At 60.7% G+C, this 24,057-nt stretch carries 18 protein-coding genes and 1 pseudogene; 8 read left to right on the top strand and 11 right to left on the bottom strand.

Annotated features, from left to right (window positions below):
* Positions 1-149 precede the first annotated feature (149 nt).
* On the bottom strand, positions 150-1,583 hold the full coding sequence (locus NW851_RS02140) for a cytochrome ubiquinol oxidase subunit I (protein ID WP_414334968.1): 1,434 nt from the start codon (positions 1,581-1,583) through the stop codon (positions 150-152).
* A gap of 402 nt (positions 1,584-1,985) precedes the next feature.
* Here NW851_RS02140 and mfd point away from each other — a divergent pair, with 402 nt between their 5' ends.
* From mfd to NW851_RS02125, 3 genes are all read left to right on the top strand, one after another.
* Positions 1,986-5,453, top strand: coding sequence for a transcription-repair coupling factor (gene mfd, locus NW851_RS02135; protein WP_414336907.1), 3,468 nt, complete (start codon positions 1,986-1,988; stop codon positions 5,451-5,453).
* A gap of 95 nt (positions 5,454-5,548) precedes the next feature.
* Positions 5,549-6,484, top strand: coding sequence for an ABC transporter ATP-binding protein (locus NW851_RS02130; RefSeq protein ID WP_414334967.1), 936 nt, complete (start codon positions 5,549-5,551; stop codon positions 6,482-6,484).
* The gene (locus tag NW851_RS02125; RefSeq protein WP_414334966.1) at positions 6,481-7,263 is read left to right on the top strand and encodes an ABC transporter permease; all 783 of its coding nucleotides are present in this window, start codon (positions 6,481-6,483) and stop codon (positions 7,261-7,263) included. Before NW851_RS02130 ends, NW851_RS02125 begins: the two co-directional genes overlap by 4 nt.
* A gap of 7 nt (positions 7,264-7,270) precedes the next feature.
* Here NW851_RS02125 and NW851_RS02120 read toward each other — a convergent pair whose 3' ends face one another.
* Positions 7,271-7,798, bottom strand: coding sequence for a TM2 domain-containing protein (locus tag NW851_RS02120; RefSeq protein WP_414334965.1), 528 nt, complete (start codon positions 7,796-7,798; stop codon positions 7,271-7,273).
* Between the two features lie 264 nt (positions 7,799-8,062).
* On the opposite strand from NW851_RS02120, the gene hemH reads away from it, so the two are divergent.
* Entirely contained in the window at positions 8,063-9,097 is a 1,035-nt protein-coding gene (gene hemH, locus NW851_RS02115) for a ferrochelatase (protein WP_414334964.1), read from the top strand.
* A 43-nt stretch (positions 9,098-9,140) separates the two neighbouring features.
* Complete coding sequence (locus tag NW851_RS02110) at positions 9,141-9,548, top strand: VOC family protein (protein ID WP_414334963.1); 408 nt, start codon at positions 9,141-9,143, stop codon at positions 9,546-9,548.
* Here the strand turns inward: NW851_RS02110 and NW851_RS02105 are convergent.
* From NW851_RS02105 to NW851_RS02065, 9 genes and pseudogenes are all read right to left on the bottom strand, one after another.
* Positions 9,545-10,123 (bottom strand): SAM-dependent methyltransferase, encoded by a 579-nt coding sequence (locus NW851_RS02105; protein ID WP_414334962.1) that lies wholly within the window; start codon positions 10,121-10,123, stop codon positions 9,545-9,547. The two genes, NW851_RS02110 and NW851_RS02105, sit on opposite strands and share 4 nt — an antisense overlap.
* 120 nt (positions 10,124-10,243) lie before the next feature.
* Positions 10,244-11,143 carry an RNA polymerase sigma factor SigF gene (locus NW851_RS02100; RefSeq protein ID WP_414336824.1) on the bottom strand — a complete coding sequence of 300 codons (900 nt, stop codon included), beginning with the start codon at positions 11,141-11,143 and terminating at the stop codon, positions 10,244-10,246.
* A 371-nt stretch (positions 11,144-11,514) separates the two neighbouring features.
* Positions 11,515-12,669, bottom strand: coding sequence for a tetratricopeptide repeat protein (locus NW851_RS02095; protein WP_414336822.1), 1,155 nt, complete (start codon positions 12,667-12,669; stop codon positions 11,515-11,517).
* A gap of 24 nt (positions 12,670-12,693) precedes the next feature.
* Positions 12,694-12,999: a hypothetical protein gene (locus NW851_RS02090; RefSeq protein ID WP_414334959.1), complete on the bottom strand. Its 306-nt coding sequence runs from the start codon at positions 12,997-12,999 to the stop codon at positions 12,694-12,696.
* Positions 13,000-13,107: 108 nt separating this feature from the next.
* The gene (locus NW851_RS02085) at positions 13,108-13,896 is read right to left on the bottom strand and encodes a hypothetical protein (protein ID WP_414336820.1); all 789 of its coding nucleotides are present in this window, start codon (positions 13,894-13,896) and stop codon (positions 13,108-13,110) included.
* A 31-nt stretch (positions 13,897-13,927) separates the two neighbouring features.
* Positions 13,928-15,241 carry a histidinol dehydrogenase gene (gene hisD / locus NW851_RS02080; protein WP_414336818.1) on the bottom strand — a complete coding sequence of 438 codons (1,314 nt, stop codon included), beginning with the start codon at positions 15,239-15,241 and terminating at the stop codon, positions 13,928-13,930.
* A gap of 240 nt (positions 15,242-15,481) precedes the next feature.
* Positions 15,482-16,396 carry a hypothetical protein gene (locus NW851_RS02075; RefSeq protein ID WP_414336817.1) on the bottom strand — a complete coding sequence of 305 codons (915 nt, stop codon included), beginning with the start codon at positions 16,394-16,396 and terminating at the stop codon, positions 15,482-15,484.
* Positions 16,397-16,844: 448 nt separating this feature from the next.
* Positions 16,845-17,042, bottom strand: a pseudogene (locus tag NW851_RS02070) (RNA-guided endonuclease TnpB family protein); the annotation flags it as partial.
* 227 nt (positions 17,043-17,269) lie between these two features.
* Positions 17,270-19,525 (bottom strand): ComEC/Rec2 family competence protein, encoded by a 2,256-nt coding sequence (locus tag NW851_RS02065; RefSeq protein ID WP_414336816.1) that lies wholly within the window; start codon positions 19,523-19,525, stop codon positions 17,270-17,272.
* Positions 19,526-19,801: 276 nt separating this feature from the next.
* Between NW851_RS02065 and cphA the strand changes: the two genes are divergently transcribed.
* From cphA to NW851_RS02050, 3 genes are all read left to right on the top strand, one after another.
* Entirely contained in the window at positions 19,802-22,498 is a 2,697-nt protein-coding gene (gene cphA, locus NW851_RS02060; RefSeq protein ID WP_414334332.1) for a cyanophycin synthetase, read from the top strand.
* 358 nt (positions 22,499-22,856) lie between these two features.
* Positions 22,857-23,057 carry a hypothetical protein gene (locus NW851_RS02055; protein WP_414330572.1) on the top strand — a complete coding sequence of 67 codons (201 nt, stop codon included), beginning with the start codon at positions 22,857-22,859 and terminating at the stop codon, positions 23,055-23,057.
* A gap of 89 nt (positions 23,058-23,146) precedes the next feature.
* Positions 23,147-23,998: a prepilin peptidase gene (locus tag NW851_RS02050; protein WP_414334331.1), complete on the top strand. Its 852-nt coding sequence runs from the start codon at positions 23,147-23,149 to the stop codon at positions 23,996-23,998.
* The last annotated feature ends 59 nt before the right edge of the window (positions 23,999-24,057 follow it).

Genomic DNA, 24,057 nt, shown 5'->3' with positions numbered 1-24,057 from the left:
CCCCTCACCCCCAACCCCTCTCCCTCTGGGCCCTCACCCCCAACCCCTCTCCCTCTGGGAGAGGGGAGTTGGAAATCGACAAGTGGCTTGGCTGCTGTTGGATGAGGAGCCTGCGGTGTCGTCTGGGTTCTGTTAGGGCTGCACCGGCGCTAGCGAGCTTCTGCAGGACGGCGATCCGGCTCGTGGCGGGCAGGCTCGATCACCATCACCGGCTGGGTTGCCGGAACGGGGGCAGGCAGCTCCAGGTCAGGCCCTCTGCGGATGATGCGGCTGCCAAAGTAAAGGGCAGCCACGAAAAACACCGTATACAAAGCAGTCAGGCCGACCAAAGAAAACAGCACCTCTCCCGGCGGCAGCGGCGAAACGGATTCCGCGGTGCGCAGTTGTCCATACACAATCCAGGGCTGCCGGCCCACGCAGCGGACGATCCAACCGGTCTCCACGGCAATGTATCCCAGGGGTGCGGCGAAGACCCAAGCCCACATCAGCCACTTCTGCTGGGAGAGGGCCTCCGCCGACAGCTTGCCCCTCAACCACTGAATCAAGGTCACCCCCATAAGCCCGGCCAGAAACAGGCCAATGGCCACCATTGTCCTAAAGGAGTAGTAGATGAGGCCAATCATGTGAGGACGATTTTGGGGATCCCAAGCTTTCAGGCCCTGCACCGGTCGATCCAGCCTGGGCTTAAACTCCAGCAGATAGCCCAGCGCACCGGGGATCTTCACCTCCCACTCGTTGCGCTCTTCTCGGTCGTTGGGCAGGGCTAACAGGCTCCAATCGGCTCGTTCGCCGGCGGGGATCGTCTCCCACTGGGCCTCCATGGCCGCCAGCTTGGCCGGTTGATAGCGATACACTTGCTCCGCGCTCAAGTGGCCGATAAACACCTGCAAAGGGGCCACCACCAGAGCCATCGCCAAGACCACTTTGAGGGAACGGGAAAAAAACTCGCTGTGCCGCCGCTTGAGAATGTACCAGGCGCTGATGCCACCGATCACAAACAAAGAGGTTTCCAAAGTGGCAAAAAACATGTGCAGAAAGCTATTAACCATGAAGGGATTGACAATCGCCTGCAGGTAGTCGCGCACCACAAACTTCCCATCGACAAATACCCCCCCTGCCGGCGTCTGTAGCCAAGAGTTGGCCGTCAGGATCCAAAAGGTAGAGAGGTTGGCGCCGAAGGCCACCAGGATTGTCGAGATCCAGTGAATCACCGGCGGCACCCGCTCCCAGCCAAAGAGCATGATCCCCAAAAAGCTGGCCTCCAGCATAAAGGCCATCGTGCCCTCAAACCCAAGGACGGTTCCAAAGAAGTCGCCCACCGCCTCAGAAAAAGGGGCCCAGTTCATGCCAAATTGAAAGGCCATCGGCAACCCTGAGGCCACGCCGATGCCAAAGTTCAACACATAGATCTTTGACCAGAAACGAGCGTGGCGATAGTAATCTAGATTGCGGGTTTTTAGCCAAAGGCCCTCTATAACAACAAGATAAATAGCCAGTCCCGTTGTTAAAACCGGCCATAGCATATGGAAAATGGCCGTGAGGGCAAACTGTAGTCGAGAAAGTGCGACGGTGTCTAGAAACATGATTGGCACCCAGTTTGGATGGATAAACTCAACTTTTCCCAACCCTCTCTGCTGCAGTTTGTGCAGGCACGCCTCTAGGTATGTTCGCTGCAGACATCCGTACCCATTTGGATGAGGTCGGGAAGGCTATCTTTTTTGCTCCTCCTAAGATTGCATCTTGACTAAGACAGCGATGGGCTGCTCGACTCTAAAGGTTAACTTTAGGATCTTGGAAGAAGGGGTTTTCTTCGTGTAAAGCAGACTACAGGATAAAGAGGGTTGCGAACTCGGCAGCCTGGGGATCCGCAATCCCGAAATGGCCCGTTGAGGGGCGGGGATAACGCCATGCAAATTTTCCTCAGGGCCTGCCAGAATTGGGATCCCGGCTTGTTGGAGATCCCAGTTGGCAGTGGGGGGTGGAAGATGTCGTTTGTCCCGCTGGTGCGCTTTCTCGCCCAATCCGGCTTGATGCCAGAGTTGGCCGCCCGCTTGAGATCGCGGCGACAGGCAGCCATTCAAGGGGCAGGGCGGATCGCCAAGGGGTTGATGGCCTCGGCTTTGGCCCAGCAGGAGGGGAGATCCCTGCTGGTGGTGACTGCCACTTTGGAAGAAGCAGGCCGCTGGACGGCGCAACTGGAGGGCATGGGCTGGGAGAGCGTGCAGCTTTATCCCACCTCCGAGGCTTCCCCCTATGAGCCGTTTGACCTGGAGCCGGAGCTGGTGTGGGGACAATTGCAGGTGCTGGCCGATTGTCTCCAGGGCAGAAAGGGCATGGCCGTTGTGGCCACGGAGCGGGCCTTACAACCCCATCTTCCCCCCCCAGAGGTGTTTCAGGCCTTCTGCCTCAAGCTGGAACCTGGCCTGGAGCTGTCGCCGCAGCAGTTGGGGCAGCAGTTGGCCCGGCTGGGCTACCAGCGGGTAAGCCTGGTGGAAAGCGAGGGGCAGTGGAGCCAAAGGGGCGATATTCTCGACATTTTCCCGGTGGCCTGCGAGTGGCCGGTGCGCCTGGAGTGGTTTGGCAATGAGCTGGAACGGCTGCGGGAGTTCGACCCGGTAAGCCAGCGCTCCCAAGATGGGATCCCTTCTGTCTGGCTGACCCCCACCGGCTATGGGCCCATGCTCTGGCCAGCGCTGCAGGAAAAGATGGAGCAGCTCTCCCCCGCCCTGCGGCAGCAGGGATCGCCTCCCCCAGAAGGCCTGCGCCGTTTTCTCGGCCTGCTCTACGATCCACCGGCCAACCTGCTGAGCTACTTGGATCCCAATACCTTGATCCTGATCGACGAGCCGGAGCAGTGCCAGGCCCACAGCCGGCAGTGGCTAGCCCACGCCCAGGAGCAGTGGCAATTGGCCCAGGCTGCTGAGCCGGCTCTAGTGCCCTTCCACCGCCCCTTCGATCTTGAGGCCGCTGAGTGGGATCCCTTCCCCCGCCTGTTGGTCCGTGCCTTTGCCCCTGCTGGCGAGGGGGAAGCTGTCCTCGACCTCAAAAGCCGGCCTGTCCCTGCCACTCCCCACCAGTTTGGATCCCTGGCCAAAACCCTGCGCGAGTACCGCAAGCAACACTTGCAGGTGTGGATCCTCTCCGCCCAGCCCTCCCGCACCGTGGCTCTGCTGCAGGAACACGACTGCCCGGCCCAGTACGTGCCCAACCCCAAAGATTTTCCGACTATCGAGCGCCAGCTCCAGTCCTACACGCCGGTGGCCCTGAAGTACTCCGGCCTAGCGGATCTGGAGGGGTTTCTCCTGCCCACGCTGGGGTGGGTGGTGCTGACCGACCGCGAGTTTTTCGGCCAGCACAGCCTGGCCACCCCCACCTATGTGCGCAAGCGCCGCCAGGCCAGCTCCCGCCAGGTGGATCCCAACCTGCTCAAGCCGGGGGATTTTGTTGTTCACAGGGCCCATGGCATTGGCCAGTTCCTGCGGCTGGAAAGCCTCACCATCGGCGGCGAAACCCGAGAATATCTGGTCATTCAATACAGCGATGGCCTGCTGCGGGTGGCTGCCGACCAGGTCAACTCCCTCTCCCGCTACCGGGCCGGCGGCGATGGCCCCCCCGCGCTGCACAAAATGTCCGGCAGCACCTGGGAAAAGACCAAGCAAAAAGTTAAAAAGAGCCTGCAAAAAGTGGCCCTTGACCTGTTGGAACTCTATGCCAAGCGTGCCCAACAGGAGGGCTATGCCTTCCCGCTCGATTCTCCTTGGCAACAGGAGCTGGAAGACTCTTTTCCCTATCCTCTGACACCGGATCAAACTCGCGCCGTCCAGGAGATCAAGCGGGATATGGAGTCTCCCCGCCCCATGGATCGGCTGCTGTGCGGGGATGTGGGTTTTGGCAAAACGGAAGTGGCCATCCGTGCCATTTTTAAAGCCGTAACCGCCGGCAAACAAGTAGCTCTTTTGGCGCCAACCACCATTCTCACCCAGCAGCACTACCACACTCTCAAAGAGCGCTTTGCCCCCTATCCCATTCAAGTGGGCTTACTCAACCGCTTCCGCACTCCCGACGAGAAAAAAGAGATCCTGGCCCGCCTCAAAAGTGGTGAACTGGATGTCATTGTGGGCACCCACCAGCTTTTAGGCAAGGATGTACAGTTTCGCGATTTGGGCCTTTTGGTCATTGACGAAGAACAGCGCTTCGGCGTCAACCAAAAAGAGAAAATTAAACTCCTCAAAACCCAGGTGGACGTGCTCACCCTTACGGCTACCCCCATTCCCCGCACTCTGTATATGGCCTTGTCGGGGTTGAGGGAAATGAGCTTGATCCAAACTCCCCCGCCCTCGCGGCGCCCGATTAAAACTCACCTCTCCCCCTACAATCCTGAGGTCATTCGCACGGCTATCCGCCAAGAGTTGGATCGCGGCGGGCAAGTCTTTTATGTTGTCAACCGCATTGAAGGGATCGAAGAGACCAGTGCCAAATTGCGGGAATGGGTGCCCGGCGCCCGCATTGCCATTGCCCATGGGCAAATGCCGGAAGGAGAGCTGGAAGCGACGATGCTGGCTTTTAACAACGGGGAAATCGATATCCTGGTCTGCACCACCATTATTGAGTCGGGTTTGGATATTCCCCGTGTCAACACCATTTTGATCGAAAATGCCCAGGAGTTTGGGCTGGCTCAGCTTTACCAATTGCGAGGGCGGGTGGGCCGGGCTGGGATCCAAGCCCATGCTTGGCTGTTCTACCGAGAAGATGGCATCCTCACCGAAGAGGCCCGCAAACGCCTGCAGGCCATTCAGGAATTTACCCAACTGGGATCTGGGTATCAATTGGCGATGCGGGATATGGAGATTCGCGGCATTGGCAACCTGTTGGGCACGCAGCAATCGGGGCAGGTCAATGCTGTGGGCTTCGATCTTTATTTGGAGATGCTGCAAGAGGCCATTCGCGAAATTCGTGGCCAAGAGATCCCGCAGGTGGAAGATACGCAAATCGACCTCAATGTCACCGCCATGATCCCGCAAAGCTATATCCCCGACGAAGATCAAAAGATGCAGGCCTATCGCCAATTGGCTGCTGCCGGCTCTCGGGTCGAGCTGTTGCAAATTGCCCAGGAATGGCAGGATCGCTTTGGCCCCCTGCCCAGGCCTACCCAGGAGCTGCTGCGGGTGATGGAGCTGAAGATTTTGGCCCGCAGGCTGGGCTTTTCCCGTATCAGGCCGGCCAAGGAGCATGTGCTTCTGGAAACTCCCATGGAGGAGCCTGCCTGGAACCGCCTCAAGGAAGCGCTGCCCACTCACCTACAGCCTCGCTTTGTTTACCAGCCGGGCAAGGTGACGGTGCGGGGCCTGGGGATGGTGCCTGCGGCGCAGCAACTGGAGAACCTTTTGCAGTGGCTGGACAAAATGGGCTTAGCCCTGAGCCGGATAGAGGCCGGGATCCCAACAGCCACTTAGTCCTGGCTGCGGGGCGGGGCTTCTGCTGTGAGAAACTGGGATGGGTGCCCGGCCTTCCTCGGGTTGGACTTTTGCACTCCCCGTTGCCTTGCCTCATGAAAGTCCTCGAAGCTCACCACCTCCAGAAAACCTACCGGCAGGGGGGCAAGCAGGTGCGGGCGGTGGTGGATGTCTCTCTGACGCTGGCGGCAGGGGAGATCCTGGCTTTCTTGGGGCCCAATGGAGCCGGCAAGACCACCACCATCAAGATGATTGCTGGGCTGATCCAGCCGGATGCCGGCACGGTGCGCATCCTGGGACGGGATCCCCACGCCGATGCGGGTGCGCTGGCCCAGGTGGGGGCGGTGCTGGAAGGCAACCGCAACCTCTACTGGCGGCTCACCCCCCTGCAAAACTTAGAGTATTTTGGCGTGCTGCGGGGGCTATCCCCCAGAACGGCTCGCCAGCGGGGGCTGGAGCTACTGGAAACCTTTGGCCTGCTGGAAAAACGGGATGTTGCCGTGCAAACCCTTTCGCGGGGTATGCAGCAGAAGGTGGCCATTGCTGTTGCCCTGCTGCACCAGCCGGTTCTGCTGTTGCTGGATGAACCCACCTTGGGGCTGGATGTGGAAGCGGCGCAAGCGGTGAAATCCTTGATCCGCCAAATTGCCGCTTCGGGTCGGGCCATTCTCCTCACCACCCACCAACTGGAGATGGCCGAGGCCCTCTCAGACCAAGTGGCCGTGATCGAGGGGGGGAGAATCCTCTGCCAGGCCCCCACGCAGGAGCTGATCCGCCAGTTTGCCGGCGCAGCCAGTACTTATCGGATTGAGTTGGAACAAGACCTCGATCCCAGCCGGGCGGAGCGCCTGCTCCAGCAAGGGGTGGAGATTCTCGGCTTCCATCAGTTGCGCTTTGGCGGCTCTTCAGAGGCGTTGTATCAGGTGCTGGAGATCCTCAAGCCCTTGCCCCTGCTCAGCCTCAAGCGCGAGGAAGCGGATCTCACCCATGTTTTCCTCAAGCTGTTAAAAAGAGGGGATAGGCGAGGATGATGCAGGCGATACACCTGTTTTGGGCGGAGCTGAAGCGGGCCTGGATCCAGTACATCCGCTATCCGGCAGAAGCCCTGGGCGGGATCCTGATCACCACCTTTTTCTTCTATGCCCTCTTTGCCGGCGCTCAGTATGTGGCGGGGCCGGCCTCCCAATTTGGCGAACGGTTGGACGCGGTGGTGATCGGCTATGTGCTCTGGACGCTGGTCATTTTTGTGGTGAACGATATTGCCCTCAACCTGCAAGTAGAAGCCCAGACAGGCACCTTGGAGCAGGTGTTGCTCTCGCCCTTTTCGGCGGCCACCCTGTTTTTGGCGCGGGCCTGCGCCAGCTTGGTGTTGCGCTTTTCCGTCGTCGCCGTTATTTTGGGCGTCATTTTGCTGTTGACAGGCAGCCGGCTGCGCTTTCCTCCCACTCTGTTGTTGCCCCTCTTGAGCGTGGTGCTGGGGGCCTATGGCTTCTCGTTTTTGCTGGGATCTGCTGCCTTGATTTGGAAGCGCATCCAACAACTGCTGATCCTCAGCCAATTCGGCCTGCTCTTTCTCCTGGCCACCCCCACGGAAGAGTGGTCGGGATCCCTGAAGTGGCTGGGGCAGATGCTGCCCATGACGGCAGGGGCCGGCTTGCTGCGGGATCTGATGGTGCGGGAGGCGGGCTTGGATCCCCTGCGGCTGCTCATGGCTCTGGCCAGCGGCCTTTTCTACTTCGGGCTGGGCCTGCTGGCCTTTCGCCGGGCGATGCAACTGGCCAAACAGCGGGGCATCTTGGGATCCCAGTAGGACGTTGTCAGAGGGAGCGCCGGTCGCCAGGGGAGCGCAACAGGTGAGGGAAGTGGTACTCCACTGCGCCGGTAGCCAAGTTGTTCTCGGGAGAAGCGATGCCCCGCCGGCTCAGCTCTCGCAGCGCTTTTTCAATCTCGTCAAAGTCAGCAGGCAGCTCGATGGCGACTTCGGAGAGGGTGAGGATCCCTTGTCGCTGCTGCGCCAGCCGCAGGATCTCCCGCATCAAAGCCTGACCCTTCAAAGGCTGAGGCGGGGCAGAGACGGCTTTTGCGGGAGCCGGAGAGGGCCGCACTCCTTGCAGGACGGCCAGCTTGAAGTTGTAATCTTCCACCATGCCCGGGATCAAAAACAGGTCGATCAACTGGCCGAAGCCCAAAAGGCCGAAGGTCAAAAGCCAGAGAATGCCCGTCACGGTTTTGCCCAGATAGAGGCGATGGACGCCACAGATCCCGAATATGCCCAGCGCCCAAAGGATGTAGGTGGTGCCGACAGATTTGGGCTCGGCAGGGGGCAGTAGGTAGCGAGAACTCATCGTTTTTCTCCGAGAGACCCCACGCTACGGCGCAGCAGGGGAGGGACAGAAGGCTTGGCGACGAGGCTCAATGTCCCAGAGCCAAGCGTATAGGTATACGATAGCTTCACTTCGCTGCGCCATCAGGTGAGGCTGGCCTGCTGTTGCCGCTTTCACCAACGTCGGCTAGGTGGATGAGAAAGGCTGCAAAAAAACTTAAGGCCACTTTCCCGCTGTGGGATAAGACCCCCTACAGTGGATAAAGAACGATGATTGAGTTTTGCTATGTCCAAAAGCGGCGTGCTCCTGCTGAACTTGGGGGGACCAGAGACCCAGGCCGATGTGCAGCCCTTTCTCTACAACCTATTTGCTGATCCCGAGCTGATCCGCCTGCCGTTTCCCTTCTTGCAGGGGGCTTTTGCCTGGGCCATCTCCGCGCTGCGGGCCGCAAAATCCCGGCGTAACTACGCAGCCATTGGGGGGGGATCCCCCTTGCGGCGCATCACGGCCGAGCAAGCGCGAGAACTGCAGGCCCACCTAGTGGCCGAGGGCTACGACGTGCCGGTGTATGTGGCCATGCGCTACTGGCACCCCCTGATCGAATCGGTGGTGCAGCAGATCAAGTCGGATGGGATCACCCGCCTGGTGGTGCTGCCGCTCTACCCGCAGTATTCCATCAGCACGACCGGCTCCAGCTTTAAGCTGCTGGATCGGCTCTGGGCCGAAGACCCGCAGCTGGGCCGCATCGAGCGCTGCCAGATCAGCTCTTGGTACGATCAGCCTCAGTACGTGCAGGCGATGGCAGGAGCCATTCGGGAACAATTGGATCGGTTTGCCGATCCCGAAAGGGTGCATGTGCTGTTTAGCGCTCACGGCATTCCCGAAAGCTATGTCACCCAGGCCGGGGATCCCTACCAACAGGAAATGGAAGCTTGTGTGCGGCTGATCTGGCAGCAGGTGGAGCGCCCCAATGACCACACCCTCTCCTACCAAAGCCGGGTGGGTTCGGTGCGGTGGCTGCAACCCTATACCGAACGGGTTATCCCGGAGCTGGGAGCGCGCGGGGTGAAGCAGTTGCTGGTGGTGCCGATTAGCTTTGTGTCGGAGCACATCGAGACCCTGCAGGAGATCGACATCGAGTATCGGGAGCTGGCCCACCAGGTTGGGATCGCCGATTTTCGCCGGGTGCCCGCCCTAAATGCCGACCCGCTGTTCATTGCCGGCTTGGCGGCGCTGGTGCGGCCTTATTTGCTCACCTCGGGCTTGGCCGCTCCTGCCTTTGTGCCTGCGGCTGTGGCTCACTCTGTTCTCGAGCCCTGAGCCAGACTAGGGTAAAGCAACAGAACTACCCCACGCGGTTGCAATGCTGATTTCCGGTGCCTTGGTTAGCGTGGCTACCCCGGATTTACCCCGTCTACAGCACTTCTATCAGGCTCTCTTGGGGATCCCTCCTCAAGCTCAGCTCCCAACCGAGGGGGAGCCGGTGTATGTGGAGTTTCGTCTGCCGGGGTTGCGGCTGGGCCTTTATGGCAGCCGTCACCCCAACTTTGCTGCTCAAGCCGGGGCGATGAGCCTCTGCTTGCAGGTGCAGGATTTACAGGGATCCCTGACAACGCTGGAGGGGCTGTCGAAAACTTACCGGCTCTCCATCTCCCCCCTGCGGCAAGCTTTTCACGGACAGGAGGTGGATTTTCAGGATCCCGATGGCAACCGGATTGTGTTGCACCAGCCTTCTGCGGCTGTTTGGGAAGTGATGGCCTGGGAGGGCTAGATCTGCCACAGGTAGATGGTGTAGGTGTTGATGACATCCGATACGGTGGTGGTGGCGGTGGGGGGCCAATCTCCCATGTCGAAGGAATGGGTAACCAAGCGGGCGCCAGGCCGGAGCTGTGAGCGCAACTTGTCTCGGATCAGCAGGTGGGAGCGGGGCAGCAAATAACAGCTCACCACTGTCGCCGGGGCTAAGTCCAAATTAAGCAAATCCTGCTGGAGAAAGATGACTCGATCCTGAACTTGGGCTTCTTGGGCCCGCTGTTGGGCTTCGAGGATGCGCTCCGGGTCGATATCCACCCCCACACCCCGCGTGCCAAAGCGCTGTGCCGCTCGAATGAGGATGCGGCCATCCCCACAGCCCAAGTCGTACAGCACATCTTCGCGCCCCACCTGGGCCAAATCCAGCATGGCATCGACAACCGAGGGCAAGGTGCGCACATAAGGAGCCAAGCTGAGCCGGTTGGGCTGGCCGTGGAAGAAGGGATCCCTGCCGAGCAAGTTGTGGTTCAGCTTGGGCTTGAAACCGCGAGGTGCTGAGGGTTGATCCCGAGAAGAGCGCTTTTTTCTATTCATCAAATATATTTTGATCGGTGTTCCCATTAGTCTAGCAATCTATTGCAGTACCGAGGCTCCGGCATTTTACTGGATGGGAAAGCACCGTCAATCGCCTTGGCCCAAACACTTTAAAAAATATCAAAAAATATCTTGATTCAACAACTTGGCCAGGCGTTCCAGCCCCTTTTTGACCTGGCGGGAAACAGTAACGGCGCTGATCCCCAGCCGCTCTGCCGTTTCTTTTTGGGTGAGGTCGTAGAAGAAGACAAATTCCAAAATCTGGCGGGTGCGCTCTTCCAGCTTGGCCAAGGCATGTTGTAGGCGAATGCGATCTTCTTCGGCCAGTTGAAAACTGCGGTAGCGTTGATCTGGAACGACCTCGCCTAGAGCAACGCTATCTTCCCCGGTTTGAATGGGGGCATCAAGGCTGAGCAAAAGGCTATTTTGTTGAGCCAGTTCCATCTCTTGCCATTCCCGGTCCGTCAGTTGCAAAGCTTCTCTCACCTCGGCCTCAGAGGGGGGACGGCCCAACTCTTGCCGCAGGCGCGCAATCACCTTCTTGGCTTGTCGTTGCAGAGTCGTCCAGCGACGTGGGATCCGCAAGGTGGAGCTTTTGTCCCGCAAGTAGTGTTGAATTTCTCCGCGAATGTAGGGCATGGCAAAAGAGCTAAAAGCCAGGCCACGGGTAATATCAAAGCGTTCAATGGCTTGAATCAAACCCAAGCAGCCGATTTGTACCAAGTCATCGTACCCCTCATTGCATTGGTTACTCCAGTGATGGGCTTCTTTGCGCACCAAGCCCAGGTTCATTTCCACCAGCCGGTTGCGCAGGGCCGGATCCCGAGTCTGGTGGTACAGTCGCAACAGTGCAGCGGTTTGGGCTTTAACATCTTCATGTTTGGATGCCATAGACGCACCCACAGCTCGGGATCCAGTATCGCCAATACTAGCTTTAGTCAAAGATAGGGGAGCCTCGGCTGTCGATGGCGTTGGCGGGTCGGAGTCGTCGAGAGAAGGCGGTTGAGGAGCCGTTAGCATAGACAACCAACTTAGAGACAGGGGATACTAGGCGCCACCCATTTTCTCCGGGCCAGACTTCCGCTGCACCCAACCGCGAAGAAGCTTGCAGGCAGACAGTATCAGGTTGTGTCCATGAAAATGCTACCAGATGTTAACAAGAACACAACTTGCCCCCGAGATCTGCCAGGAGCTGGAGTGTTCTCAGTTTGCTCAGGTTTTTCGCTGTAAGCAACAGCATCTCTACGGAAAATCAGCGGGTTTCCTCTGCATTGGGCGGAGCCACCAGATTGCTGTTGCCGGCCCATCCTCTGGAACTCAGGACGCAGACGATGAGCAACTAAAGTTGCTTACGGGCTTTTCCGCCCCGCACGAAATACGGAGCTACCAAGCTATCCCTCCGTGTCGGTTCCAAGGCCGGAGAGGGCTGTCAGGAAGGCCGTAAAGCTCGGCTCACTGCGAATGAGGTCGAAATAGGGCTCAGAGGAGAGCAAGGGGCGGTAGCGCTCCGGCTGCAGGCGCAGGGCTTGCTCCAAGGCTTGCAGAGCCTGGGGCACCTGACCTTCCCAGGCGCAGCAGCAGGCTTTGGCGTAGTGGGCCTCGGCATCTTCGGGATCCATCTGCAGGGCCCGGTCAAAACTCTGGATGGCCAGCCCGTAGAGGTTTAAGTCCATCAGCACCAGGCCGCGCTGCACCCAGATCTGAGGGCGCTGGGGATCCTGGGCCAGGGCGCGGTCGTAGCTGTTGAGAGCTTCCATCCAGTTGCCCAGGCGGTGGTGGGCAAGGGCGTGGCCGGCCCAGAGGGAAGCCGATGCGGATCCCAGTTGCAGGGCCCGTTCATAGCTGGCCAGGGCCTCGGCGTAGCGCTCCAGGTGCACTAGGGCCAGCCCGCGACTTTGCCAAACCTGGGGATTGCTGGGGTTTATGGCCCGGGCTTTGTCGTAGCTAGCTAGGGATCCCTGCCACTGCCCCAGCGAGGCCAAGGTTAGCCCGTGCAGATACCACGTTTCCGAGCTATCGGGGCGGAAGGTGAGAATCTGCTCGTAGGCGCGCAGGGCCTCTTGGTAGCGGCCCAGTTGCCGCAGCGTGTTGGCCTGGTTAAAGCGGGCCTCAAAAAAATCCGGCTTTAGGTGCAAAGCCCGCTCGTAGCTGGCCAGCGCTTCCTGGTGACGGCCGAGATCGTCCAGTAGAGAGCCGCGGTTGTTCCAGGCTTCGGGAAAATCTGGCTTCAGCTCCAGGGCACGATCGTAGCTGGCCAGGGCAGCTTGGGCCTGCCCCAGGTGGTCGAGGGTGGTGGCGCGGTTGTACCAGGCAATGGGATCCTGGGGCCGATCTGCCACCGCCTCTTCGAAAGGCTGCAGTTGGGCCCCCTGTTCCACCGTAAGGGCAGAGAGGTCAACCGCCGTTGCCGGCCAAACAGTTGTCGAGTCTGGGGGAGCAGCCTGCTGCTGTCGTCGCAGCCACCAGGCCCAGCCGCCGGCCAAGAGCAACAGGCCCACCCCCAGCAGCAGCACACCCACATCGCTCGGAGCAATCGCAAACGGCATGACCCACTTCCTCGCCGCGCGACTTTACATCATCACCAAAAACGGCAGGGGATCGCTGGGCCCTGCCGGCGAGATCAGCTCGATGCGTTTTTCGCCAGGGTAGGTGCTGGGATCGATCTCAAAAGTTACGGTCAGTGCCTCGGCAGTGGCCTGCACCGGCCCTTGGGAGCGCCCCAAGGGATCCCCGAAGCTAACCCGGATCCCTTTGCCCGCCGGGCTGACGCGGATCTCCGTCACTTGATCCAGATGGGATCCCTCCAGTGTACAGACGATAACATCGCCCACAAAGGCTTCCAGAGGCCATCCCCGCCGTACCTGCGGTCTTGACATGCTCGCCCCACTCCTTGGTTATCGACGTTGCCCTTGGATCCCTTGGCCCTGCTGCGTCGCCCGCGGTCTTGGATCCGCTAACGCCAAGCTCAGGGCTATCGAGAAGGGCTACCTGATGTTTAGCCCAAAGTTCCCGGCATGACAAATGGCCGCTGACCCTGCGGGAACAGCCCCAATCCAGCCCTCTTCCAAACCCGAGGAATCGGGGGCGGTCAGCGTGGCCGTTCCCCGCACCAACCAATCGGAAGAGGAACCAACGCTCACCAGCCGCGGCACCTCTTCCAGGCTATCGGCCACGGCAAACAGCACCCGCCCTCGCGCCTGGGGATCCCAGCCTAGCAGCTCGGCATATCCCAGGGCCGGCGGTGGCTCCCAAACCTGTACCGGCGGGATCCCGGTCGAGCCGGTGGGCAAGGGCCAGATCACCGCCCGATCCCAGCTCAAATCGGTTTGGAACCAGCCTTCGTACTCCCGCGCCAGCAGAGTGTTGTCCTGCCAGGCCAGCGGCAGGATCATGGCAAAATCCAAGGGCTCGGCGGGGTCGTACACAGACGCTGAAGCTTGATAGATCACTTGCAAGGCTTGGGTACGAGTGTTCTTGGCAAACAACACACTGGTCAACCGACTGGCCTGAGGGGTGGCCACCAAATCCAGCCGCGTGTACACCTGCCACTGCGGATCCGGTGCCGGCAGAGGCCGGCTGCGCAGCAGGCCAATCAGCGTACACTGCCGTTGCCGCGCCTGCTCCTGCAGGGCATACACCCACTCCCACGGCACGGCCAGCGGCGGAGAAGGGATCCCCTCCGCAGCCGCCATCGTCGCCAACAGCAGGGATCCCATGGCCGCAGACAGAGCCCCTCTCCACCACCGCCCCTTTCGCCAGACAGAAGCTGCCATCGTCACCCAACCTGCGGCCAGGCCAAACTCTCTAGCTCCCCTCGGCCAAGCGCAGTTGCACCGAGCGGCCATGGGCGGGCAGCCCCTCCGCTTGTGCCAGAGCTTGGATCGCGCCAGCCACCTCCTGCAAAGCTGCCGAGCCGTATTGGATCAGGCTGGAGTACTTCAGGAAGGTCTCTACCCCTAGAGCTGAGGCGTAGCGAGCCGCCCCCGCCGTGGGCAAGGTGTGGTTGGGCCCGGCCAGGTAGTCCCCCACCGCCTCTGGAGTGTAGTGCCCCAGGAAGATTGCCCCCGCATGGCGAATGGGATCCAGCAGGGCCCAGGGATCCGCCACCTGCAGCTCCAGGTGCTCCGGCGCGAACTGGTTGGAGAGAGCCACCGCTGTCGCCAGATCCGGCACTACGGCAATGAGCCCGTAGTTGGCCACCGCCTTTTCCACCATCAGGCGATTGGGGTGGGTCTCCAGTTGGGCCGCCACCGCCTGCTGCACCTGTTGGGCCAACTGGAGATCGGGGGTGAGGAGAACGGCCGCCGCCAGGGGATCATGCTCGGCCTGGGCCAGAAGATCGGCGGCAACATAGAGGGGATTGGCGCTCTCGTCGGCGATGATCAACACCTCGGAAGGCCCTGCCAGCGAGTCGATCCCCACCGTGCCGTATACCAGCTTCTTGGCCAAAGTCACGTAAATGTTGCCGGGGCCGGTGATTACATCCACCTTGGGGATGGTCTCGGTGCCATAGGCCAGCGCTGCAATGGCCTGGGCCCCGCCGACGCGATAGATGGTGTGGATGCCCACTTCTTGGGCGGCCACCAAAATAGCCGGGCTGATCCCCTTGCCCCCCAGCCCGTCCGATCCCGGTGGGGTCACCATGACAATCTCGGGCACCCCCGCCACCTTGGCCGGAATGGCGTTCATCAACACGGTGCTGGGATAGGCGGCCCGCCCTCCTGGAATGTAGAGGCCGGCGCGGTCCACGGGGCGGTACTGCTTGCCCAAGACAATCTCAGGGCCGGGAAAGCTCACCCAACTGCTGGGCACCCGCTGCCGGTGAAAGGCTTCAATGCGCTGTTTGGCCAGGCGCAGGGCCGATAGCAGTTGCGGCGATACCGCCTGGTAGGCCGCCTCCAGCTCCGCCCCCGAGACCTTCAGCTCCGCCACGCTCAACTCCACCTGGTCAAACTCAGCCGTGTAGGCCAGTAGAGCGCGATCCCCCTGACGGCGCACTGCTTGCAGGATCTCCCGCACAGTGGCCTCACGGTGCAGGTTCTGGTCAGCCTGAGTGCGCTCCGAGATCCGTCTAAGCTCGGCTTCAGCCTCGGTTAGCTGGGTGACGATTCTCAGCATGGCAACTCCTTCGCCTAGCGTGCCGTAAGCAGATGGTAGCGAGGGATCCGGTGGCATCGCGGTAGCAAAGCAGATCCTTACTCCACCGGTTCGTGGTGGCCAGAGGAGCCATCCTCGGTCAGGGATCCCGTCTGCACCTGGGGTGATCTGCTATGGTCATAGCTTAGCCTGGATTTTCCGCGGCCAAGAACCGGCCATGGCGCTTTGAGGACGCTGTTTGAAAAGCAGCTTCCTCTGCTTTTACCAGCGCAATTCAGCCGATTTGATTAAATTGCGAAAGTCGTGGATCACCTCTTCGCAGCGGCGGAAAAAAGCCAGTACCCAGTCCCGCAGCACCTTTTGTTGAGATTCGTCCAGCTCCTTGAGGGTGCCCCGGTAGTGGATTTGGCCGCTGCGCTCGATCTCGAACTGGTTGAGCCACTCGGCTGAGGATCCCTGGCGTTCCACCACTTCCTGCCGCGCTGCCTTCCAATAGTTGACGATCACTGCCTTGCCCAAATAGCCGCTTGTGATCTGGCAGAGGCGATTGAGAGATTGCACAAAGACATCCATCTGCATGCGGCTGCCTGTCGCTGCCGGCTGGGTCGCCTCCTCCCTTGGTGTGGGCTTGTCTTCTGCTAGGGTGGAGCTGGGTTGGGTAGGGTTCCGGACGGCCTCCGCCTGGCTGGTCAACAGGCGAAAGGTGGCCAGGCCCTTCGGCGTATCCTGTTCCAGCTCGGCTCGCAGGCGGTTGACGGCCAAGGTGTAGACCGGCATCACCAGCTCGTCATTGACCGCCACCAGCAACACCCACTCCGGCCCTAAGGGGTAGACAAAGACTCGTTGCTCGGCAAACTGAAAGTCAAAATAGTCCAGGCCTGGGGGCATGGTCTGCAAAACCTGAAACAGCCCTTCGGCAAGGGCCTGCTGCTGCCGGCTGTCCAAGTTCTGAAAAGAGCGGTAGAAAAAAGGGCGGCCTGTCCGACTCAGGAGCGCCACCCCCATCACCCCCCGGATGGACAAAAAACTCTCGAGCGTTTCCTTCTCCATGCCCCTCAAGAGCCAACTCGGCCAACACAGCAGAGTAGCTTGGTAGCCCCATGCTAAGCGCTCCGCGCCGCTGACGCGAGTAGTGCGGGGCGGAAAAGCCTTCGAGCGACTGGAGTCGCTCGCCAATGTTATTATGCTCGCCAATGTTATTATGATGTTGTAATCTTAAGTCAGCACCTACCCCGGTGAAAAACCCGGACAGTACCGAAAGCCAGTAAGCAAGCGGAACCTTGAGGCTTTTTCTCTAGGAACTGTCTAGGGGCGTCTTGACAGCGCCTTTACGAGTCCAACTGTGGACTGCGTAGGCCTTCCCCAACTTCAGCCGGGGGAGTGTCAAAACTCCTACGGTGGCTCAGATTAGCCGAGGCTGGTTGGCTACAGCCCATGACTACAGTCTTTGCCAATCCTTGCCCAGTACAGAGCTTTCCAGCAACACCGACTGCAGCCGCTGCAACTACCCTTTGCGTAACAGGGATCCCTCTCGTCTGCAAAAACCTGATAAACTACCCCACCGCATAAGGCGGGTGGTTTTTTTGGTAGCCCTGAAGCAGGCCCACAAGGACTCCGTCCCGCTAACGCGAGTGGAGATGCAGTGGTTTACCCAAGCTTGAAAGCGTCTTTTCTTGCCAGACAGCCGTTGCAGCAGCTCCCGGCATCTGCGCCGAGAACTGCGTGTGCCCTGACTGGCCTTGCGTTGCAGAACCGCTCTCAAGCGGGAGTAGTGGTCTCTGACCTGGTTCAACTGCTGTCCATTCCAGTTGTCCCCCTCTGTTCGCGTCAGCCGGCCGTAGGCCTTGGTCGCATCCAGCTTTGTGGCTTGCGACGCAGACACCTTGAGCTTGCAAGAGGTAGTCAGAGCTTGGGTCATGCTAAGTATGTTGGGCGCTATCCCTTCCCACCGTATAGACGGTGGGGTATCCCGCGCGTTTTGTTGATCCAGCACTTTGATCCAACGCTGCGCTGTCGCGTACACAAGGGGAGAGGGCGCAGGGGATCCACCTATCCGTCCAGTTGCGCCCTCAGGGTTTGCACGCCCCGCCGCGACCAGCTCACTGCTCCAACGCGATCGGCGATGTAGAGGGGCCGCTGCTTTTGCCGAAACCAGGTGGCTACTGCCTCGCCAACAGGGCCGGAGCTGATGCCCGCCTGCACCTGAAAGCGCTCCAGCAAGTCCAGGATCACGGATCCCCCATCCCACCACAGCCAGTCGATCTGGGCCAGCAGCAGGGGGGATCCGGTCAGCTCAGCCTGGACGTTGGTGCCGGCGGATCCCAAGAGCAGCCAACGGGATCCCTCCGCCTCCAGGGTCAACACCAGAGGGTTGGTGTGGACAGCCTGCAGCTTCAGCCGCTCCGAAAAAGGGATCCAATCCGCAGGCCGCAAGACTTGATAGGGGATCCCGGCTGCTTGCACGGCGCTGAGGGAGCGCAGGTAGCTGTCCGAGGCGGCATTGACGCCGCCCCCATCCCAGAACTGCCCGATGGAGAAAGCCGAAAGCAGGATCTCCCAGCCCCCATTGGCCGAGCCGGCAGAGGTCATGGCCACCGCCCCTTCCAGACGGCGCAGGCCCTGCTGCCGCAAAAAGGGCAGCACCGTGCGCTCGGCCAAGCGGGGATCGCCACTGTTCAGTAAGAGATGGCGTCCTTCGGCTTGGATGGCCAGGATGGGGATACGGCCACTGGCCAAAGCCGTGATCTGAACTGGCGGCCCCGGCCACAGCCTTGGCCCCAGCAGGATGGCAGCCATAACCAGAGCAGTACCCTGCCAGCGGAAAGCCCGCCGCCAGCGGGGCCAAAAGGTCAGGGCCACCAGCGCCCCGTAGAGGAGCAGGCACTGCAGCAACGAGACCCTGCCGGTGTAGTAGGAGCTTAGGGGCCAGCCGGCCATCCAGCTCACCCAGTTAATCAAAGGCGTGAGCAAAAACGTCAAGGGCCGGGCCAGCAGGGATCCCAGCCCCGGCCAGATCAAGGCCACCAGGGCCGCCCCAAACCCTGCCACCAGCAGCGGCACTACTAGAAGCAATAGCAGCGGGTTGGCCAGCAGCGAGTAGGTGGGGATGCGGCCAAAGATAACCACCTGTAGCGGCAGGGTCCAGATCTGGGCGGCCAGCGGAACGGCCAGAGCGGTAGCCACCGCCGGCGGCAAAAAGTCCAGCCGGGACACGATCGGCGCCGTCCCCACCAGCAGCCCCAAGGTGGCGGCAAAGCTAAGCTGAAACCCCAGATCGGTAATCCACAGCGGCTGGTAGATCAAGAGCAAAACTGCCGCCACCAGCAGCGTCCCCAGGGGGTTAAGCCTGACTTTTCCTTCCAGTCTGGGCTCCGTCAGTACCAGCATGGCCGCCACCCCCATTACCGCCGCCCGCAGCACCGAAGGCGTAAACCCCGTCAAGGTGAGGTAAATCCCCAAGACCGCCAGGAGGATCCCTTGCTGCAGGCGCACCGGCAGCCGCCGCGTCAGGACGAACACCACCCCCACCAGCAGCGACACGTGAAACCCAGAGGCCGCCAGGACGTGGGCCAGGCCAACTTCTCGAAAGGCATCCTGCAAATCAAAGTCCAGTTGAGCAGCGCGGGATCCCAGCACCAGGGAAGCCAAGAGGTTCCCCTGCCGCTCCCCCAGCCCGGCAATGAACGCCTCCCGCACCCGCCGCCGCAACACCCAACCTCCCCAGCCCCTCCCGCCCGGTTGGGGAATCACCTCGCGAGCGCTGAACCCCGCAAAAGCCCCCTGCCGCTGCAGATAGACCTGAAAATCAAAGCTGCCTGGGTTCAGGGCTGGACTGGGAAGGTAGAGGGATCCCGTCAGGCGCACCCGCTGGTTGGGATGGAGATCCTGGCTTGGGAGAGCTTCAGGGGTGGCAGTGACGTAGAGCTTGCCGCTCACCTGGCGAGCGGTGGAGTTGGCCTCCAACACCTGCTCCGCCTCAAGCCAAAACTGCCGCCGCTCGCTGCGGCTGGAACGGGGCTCCGCAAGAACGGTGCCCACCAGGCTCATCTGCGGCTGCGGGGCCAGCAGGCTAATATCCGTCGGGCCGGGAACCGGCTGCCGCCAGCCCAGGTAGGCCCAGGCCAGGCAGCCCACCAGCCCCATCGCCAGCCAGGTGCGGGCCAAACGCAGTTGCCGCCGCCACACCAGGGATCCCACCAATCCCAGCCCCAGCGGGATCCCCCAGCCCCAGCCGCTCACCGCCGGCCAGGCCCGCAGCAACAGGCCCAGGATCCAGCCCAGCCCCAGCAGATAGGTTCTTTCCATCTCCTCGCAGCACGTTTGCCCCCACTGTACTGTCGCCCTCAGGCGGGATCCATGGCCTTGTCTTAACCTTGCTCGCCTGCCAAAAAATCGTATTAAAGGATACTCTTTCTCGCCCCTGGCAAAGGGAGTGTAGATTAGGGCTGTTCGCGTGGCGAGCTGTTCAAGTGCTTTGCAGCACCAGGTAGGGCTCGCAGATGCCGAGGAAGTTCCCCGCGCCAACCTTCTCAGATAAGCAGCAGTCGTCTGTTCCCCTCTCTACCGTTTTCCTTGAACCCTATGCGCATTCGATCCATCCGCGTTCTCAGTGGCCCCAACTACTGGAGCATCCGTCGTCACAAGCTGATCCAAATGCGGCTCGATCTGGAAGACCTGCGGGAGCGCCCCACCAACACCATTCCGGGTTTTAAAGAAAGGTTGCAGACCTTGTTGCCGGGACTGTGGGAACATCAGTGCTCCCGCGGCTGCTATGGGGGATTCTTGCAACGGGTGGAAGAGGGTACCCTCATGGGCCATGTGGTGGAGCATGTGGCTTTGGAACTGCAGACCCTGGCCGGCATGAAAGTGGATTTTGGCCGCACCCGCGAAACCTCCACCCCCGGCACCTACAACGTCGTCTTTGAGTATCAGGAGGCAGAAGCCGGGCGCTTTGCCGCCAAAGCTGCAGTGTATCTCTGTCAGGCCTTGGTGGATGGAGAAGACTACCGCCGCGACCTGGAGCTGGACATCCAAGAGTTGCGAGAGATCCGAGAAAACGTCCGCTTCGGTCCCAGCACCCAAGCTCTGCTGGATGAGGCCGCCCTGCGCGGCATCCCCTATCTCCGCCTTAACAAGGGATCCCTGGTGCAACTGGGGTACGGAGTCTACCAAAAGCGCATCGAAGCCACCACCACCGAAAAAACCAGCATCATTGCCGCCGACCTGGCCGCCGACAAACGGGCCACCAAAGAACTGCTGCAAGACATGGGGATCCCGGTGCCCAAGGGCTACACCGTGCGGCGTCGCAGCGAGTTGGCGGCCACTATCGAGGATGTGGGGGGCTTTCCGGTGGTGATCAAGCCCCTCAACGCCAACCATGGCAAGGGCATCACCGTCAACATCACCAGCTTGGAGGCCGCCGAGATCGCCTACGATGCGGCCAGCCAGTACTCCGATGTGGTGTTGGTGGAACAACACCTGGTGGGGGATGACTACCGCCTGCTGGTGATCAACAACAAACTGGTGGCCGTGGCCAAACGGATCCCAGCCCATGTAGTGGGGGATGGCCGCTCCACCATTCAAGAGTTGATCGATGCGGTCAACCGGGATCCGCGGCGGGGGTTTGGTCACGAAAACGTGCTGACCCAGATCAGCGTTGACGACATGACCCTGCGCATCCTGGAGAGCAAAGGCTACACCCTGGATACCGTGCTGCCCGAAGGAGAGCATTGCACCCTCAAGTCCACGGCCAACCTGAGCACCGGCGGCATTGCCGTCGATTGCACCGATATCATCCACCCCTACAATGCCTTTATTGCCGAGCGGGCAGCTCAGATCATCGGCCTGGATGTGGCGGGCATCGACCTCATCTGCCCGGACATCGCCCAGCCCGTCAACGAAACCGGCGGCGGCATCGTCGAAGTGAACGCCTCTCCGGGTTTGCGTATGCACCTGGCCCCCAGCGAAGGGATCCCGCGCAATGTGGCCGAGCCCATCATCGACATGCTCTTTCCCCCCGGCAGCCACACCCGTATCCCCATCCTGGCCGTCACCGGCACTAACGGCAAAACCACCACTACCCGCCTGATCGCCCACATCCTCAAAGGTATCGGCAAGCGGGTCGGCTTTACCACCACCGACGGCGTTTACATTCAAAACCATCAAATTGCCAAGGGAGACATGACCGGCCCCCACAGCGCCCGCCTGGTACTGCGGGATCCCACCGTAGAAGTGGCGGTGCTGGAAACGGCACGGGGCGGTATCTTGCGGGAGGGTTTGGGGTTCCCGGAATGCGACATTGGCGTGGTGCTCAACGTAACCTCAGATCACCTGGGGCTGGGGGACATCGAAACCCTGGAAGACATGGCCCGCGTCAAATCGGTTTTGGTGGAGGCGGTACACGAGCGGGGCTACGCCGTCTTAAATGCCGACGACGGCCTGGTGGCCGCCATGGCCGCCAACGTCAAGGCGACGGTGGCCTATTTCAGCATGAACCCGGAGAATCCCCTCATTCAAAAGCACATTGCTTCCGGGGGCACAGCGGCTGTTTATGAAGAGGGTCACATCTCGATTTTGAAACGGGGCTGGAAACTGCGCATCGAAGATGTAACCAACATTCCCCTCACCCTCTCCGGCAAGGCCAGCTTCATGATCCAAAATGCCCTGGCCGCCACCCTGGCCGCCTTCCTGCACGGGGTTTCCATCGACGACATCCGCATGGCACTGGGCACCTTTACCAGTTCTGTGGCTCAAACCCCCGGTCGGCTCAACTTGTTCGATGTGGGCGGCTACCAGGTGTTGGTGGACTACGCCCACAACCCGGCAGGCTACGAGGCCATTCAGAGCACCCTGGAACGCTGGGATTGTCAGCGGAAGATTGGCGTGATTGGCGGCCCCGGGGATCGGCGCAACAGCGATCTGAGAGAGTTGGGAGTCCTGGCGGCGCGGATGTTCGACCGAGCCATCGTCAAAGAAGATGATGACCGGCGGGGACGGGAGCCAGGCGAAGTGGCCGCTCTGATCCGGCAGGGTTGGGAACAGGAAAAGGCAGGGGATCGCTTGCAGGAGATCCTGGATGAGGCAACTGCCATCGAAACTGCTTTGGAAAAGGCCGAACCCGGAGACCTGGTGGTGATCTTTCCGGCAGACGTGCAGCGCACCATCCAGATCATCACCCGCTTCCAAGACAAGCTTAACCCCAAACCCAGTTACCGTGGCTCTTCCTACAGCATGGGCCCAAACTTGATCTCCCCCAGCCCTGAGGGCAAACCGTCTTAAGCCGGCTGCCGACAACTCCAGAATGCTTCATGGTTGCCAGAAGCATGCCCCCGTTCCCTAAAGAGTATTGGGAATTGAGTGGGCGGAGATGGCCCATAACCCCCCGGCGGCGATATCCTGGGTTTAGGCTTGCCAGGGCCAGGCTGGCTCAGCTTGTCTTTTGGGGAGGAGCAGGTGTAGAGACTCCATTCCGTTTGTGCGAACGGTTCAAGGGATCCTCGCTTTTTAAGGCTCTTTTAAGGAACCTTAAGCGTTTCTAAAAAAGCTCAAAGAGGGCGGACAGAACGTTAGGGATCCCAAGCGACTTTGGGAACATCGTTAGGGTAATAGTGGGCTTCGCAAGGTAGGGAAACCGCACATGGACAGCGCTTTGCTGCAAGCAGCTCGTCAGATCTATCAATTTCATCTCCAGCATCGACCGGAGGTGCTGGAGCAGCCGCCGCGGGGTGTGGTCATCCACCGCCGTACCCTGAGAGGGGATCTGATCTTTTCTGAGTTTCCCATTCTGCTGCCCCAAGAAACCTTTATTCCGCTGCAGCAGTTGGAGCCGCTGCGGTGAGGCAGAAGGGCTCCTCTCCCGTTCTTCTCCTGCCCTTTTGAAGTGGTTGCCATGCTCAACCTTCTCTCCTGCTACGCAGCGCTTGCGCAATGTGGCTGAGCAACGCCGACGCGAACGGCATCTGGGAGCTGCGCCTGTTGGGCTGGGTGCTGGTGTTGGTGCTAGGAGCCTGTGTGGGCAGCTTTCTCAATGTGGTAGTCTATCGCCTGCCGCGGGGCCTCTCTCTGCTCTATCCTGGATCCCATTGTCCCCACTGCAAAACACCGCTGGGCCCGACGGAGAACATCCCCATTCTGGGCTGGTTCCTGCTGCGGGGCCGCTGCCGCCACTGCGGTGCGCAGATTAGCTGGCGCTACCCTGCCGTTGAAGCCTTGACCCTGGGGCTGTTTGGCCTCAGCATCGCCATCTTGGGTTTTTCCCCCCGCGGGATCCTCACCTGTGTCTTGTTGGGCTGGCTGCTGGCCCTGGCGCTGGTTGATCTGGACACGTTCTTGCTGCCGGAAGCGCTCACCCGCTCCGGCTTGGTGGCGGGGCTGCTGGCCCGCTTGGCGCTGCCCTGGCTGGAAGGATCCGGATCCCTGGCGGCCATGGGCCTGTCGCTGGTGGCCGGGATCGCGGGGGCCGTATTGGGCATTTGGTTGCTGGAGGGCATTGGCTTTGTTGCCCGCTGGGTTTTGCAGCGGGAGGCCATGGGCGGAGGAGATGGCAAGCTGCTGGCTCTGATCGGCATGTGGCTGGGCTGGCAAGGAGTCGTGGTGACTCTCCTTTTGGGTTCCGGCTTTGGCTTGCTGGGCAGCCTGCTGGCCATGACTAAAGGAAAGGCCCGCCTGGGCAAACCCATCCCCTTCGGCCCCTACTTGGCTCTGGGCGGTGCCGTGGCCGCCTTGGCGGGATCCCCCCTGGTGGAAGCCTACCTGCACTGGTCGGGTTTGCTGGGGTAGAACTCCCGCACCCCTCTTCCAGTGGCAACGGCGCCAACGATCGGCAGGGATCCCCTTTG

Source organism: Synechococcus sp. H55.7, from assembly GCF_047462395.1.
Lineage (GTDB): Bacteria > Cyanobacteriota > Cyanobacteriia > Thermostichales > Thermostichaceae > Thermostichus.
The sequence above is the reverse complement of the archived record's forward strand: the minus strand, read 5'-3'. Positions and strand labels throughout refer to the sequence as shown.

Coding starts and splice junctions, on each gene's coding strand:
- NW851_RS02140 (WP_414334968.1), bottom strand. CDS start 1,583: ATGTTTCTAGACACCGTCGCACTTTCTCGACTACAGTTTGCCCTCACG.
- mfd (WP_414336907.1), top strand. CDS start 1,986: ATGTCGTTTGTCCCGCTGGTGCGCTTTCTCGCCCAATCCGGCTTGATG.
- NW851_RS02130 (WP_414334967.1), top strand. CDS start 5,549: ATGAAAGTCCTCGAAGCTCACCACCTCCAGAAAACCTACCGGCAGGGG.
- NW851_RS02125 (WP_414334966.1), top strand. CDS start 6,481: ATGATGCAGGCGATACACCTGTTTTGGGCGGAGCTGAAGCGGGCCTGG.
- NW851_RS02120 (WP_414334965.1), bottom strand. CDS start 7,798: ATGAGTTCTCGCTACCTACTGCCCCCTGCCGAGCCCAAATCTGTCGGC.
- hemH (WP_414334964.1), top strand. CDS start 8,063: ATGTCCAAAAGCGGCGTGCTCCTGCTGAACTTGGGGGGACCAGAGACC.
- NW851_RS02110 (WP_414334963.1), top strand. CDS start 9,141: ATGCTGATTTCCGGTGCCTTGGTTAGCGTGGCTACCCCGGATTTACCC.
- NW851_RS02105 (WP_414334962.1), bottom strand. CDS start 10,123: ATGAATAGAAAAAAGCGCTCTTCTCGGGATCAACCCTCAGCACCTCGC.
- NW851_RS02100 (WP_414336824.1), bottom strand. CDS start 11,143: ATGCTAACGGCTCCTCAACCGCCTTCTCTCGACGACTCCGACCCGCCA.
- NW851_RS02095 (WP_414336822.1), bottom strand. CDS start 12,669: ATGCCGTTTGCGATTGCTCCGAGCGATGTGGGTGTGCTGCTGCTGGGG.
- NW851_RS02090 (WP_414334959.1), bottom strand. CDS start 12,999: ATGTCAAGACCGCAGGTACGGCGGGGATGGCCTCTGGAAGCCTTTGTG.
- NW851_RS02085 (WP_414336820.1), bottom strand. CDS start 13,896: ATGGCAGCTTCTGTCTGGCGAAAGGGGCGGTGGTGGAGAGGGGCTCTG.
- hisD (WP_414336818.1), bottom strand. CDS start 15,241: ATGCTGAGAATCGTCACCCAGCTAACCGAGGCTGAAGCCGAGCTTAGA.
- NW851_RS02065 (WP_414336816.1), bottom strand. CDS start 19,525: ATGGAAAGAACCTATCTGCTGGGGCTGGGCTGGATCCTGGGCCTGTTG.
- cphA (WP_414334332.1), top strand. CDS start 19,802: ATGCGCATTCGATCCATCCGCGTTCTCAGTGGCCCCAACTACTGGAGC.
- NW851_RS02055 (WP_414330572.1), top strand. CDS start 22,857: ATGGACAGCGCTTTGCTGCAAGCAGCTCGTCAGATCTATCAATTTCAT.
- NW851_RS02050 (WP_414334331.1), top strand. CDS start 23,147: ATGTGGCTGAGCAACGCCGACGCGAACGGCATCTGGGAGCTGCGCCTG.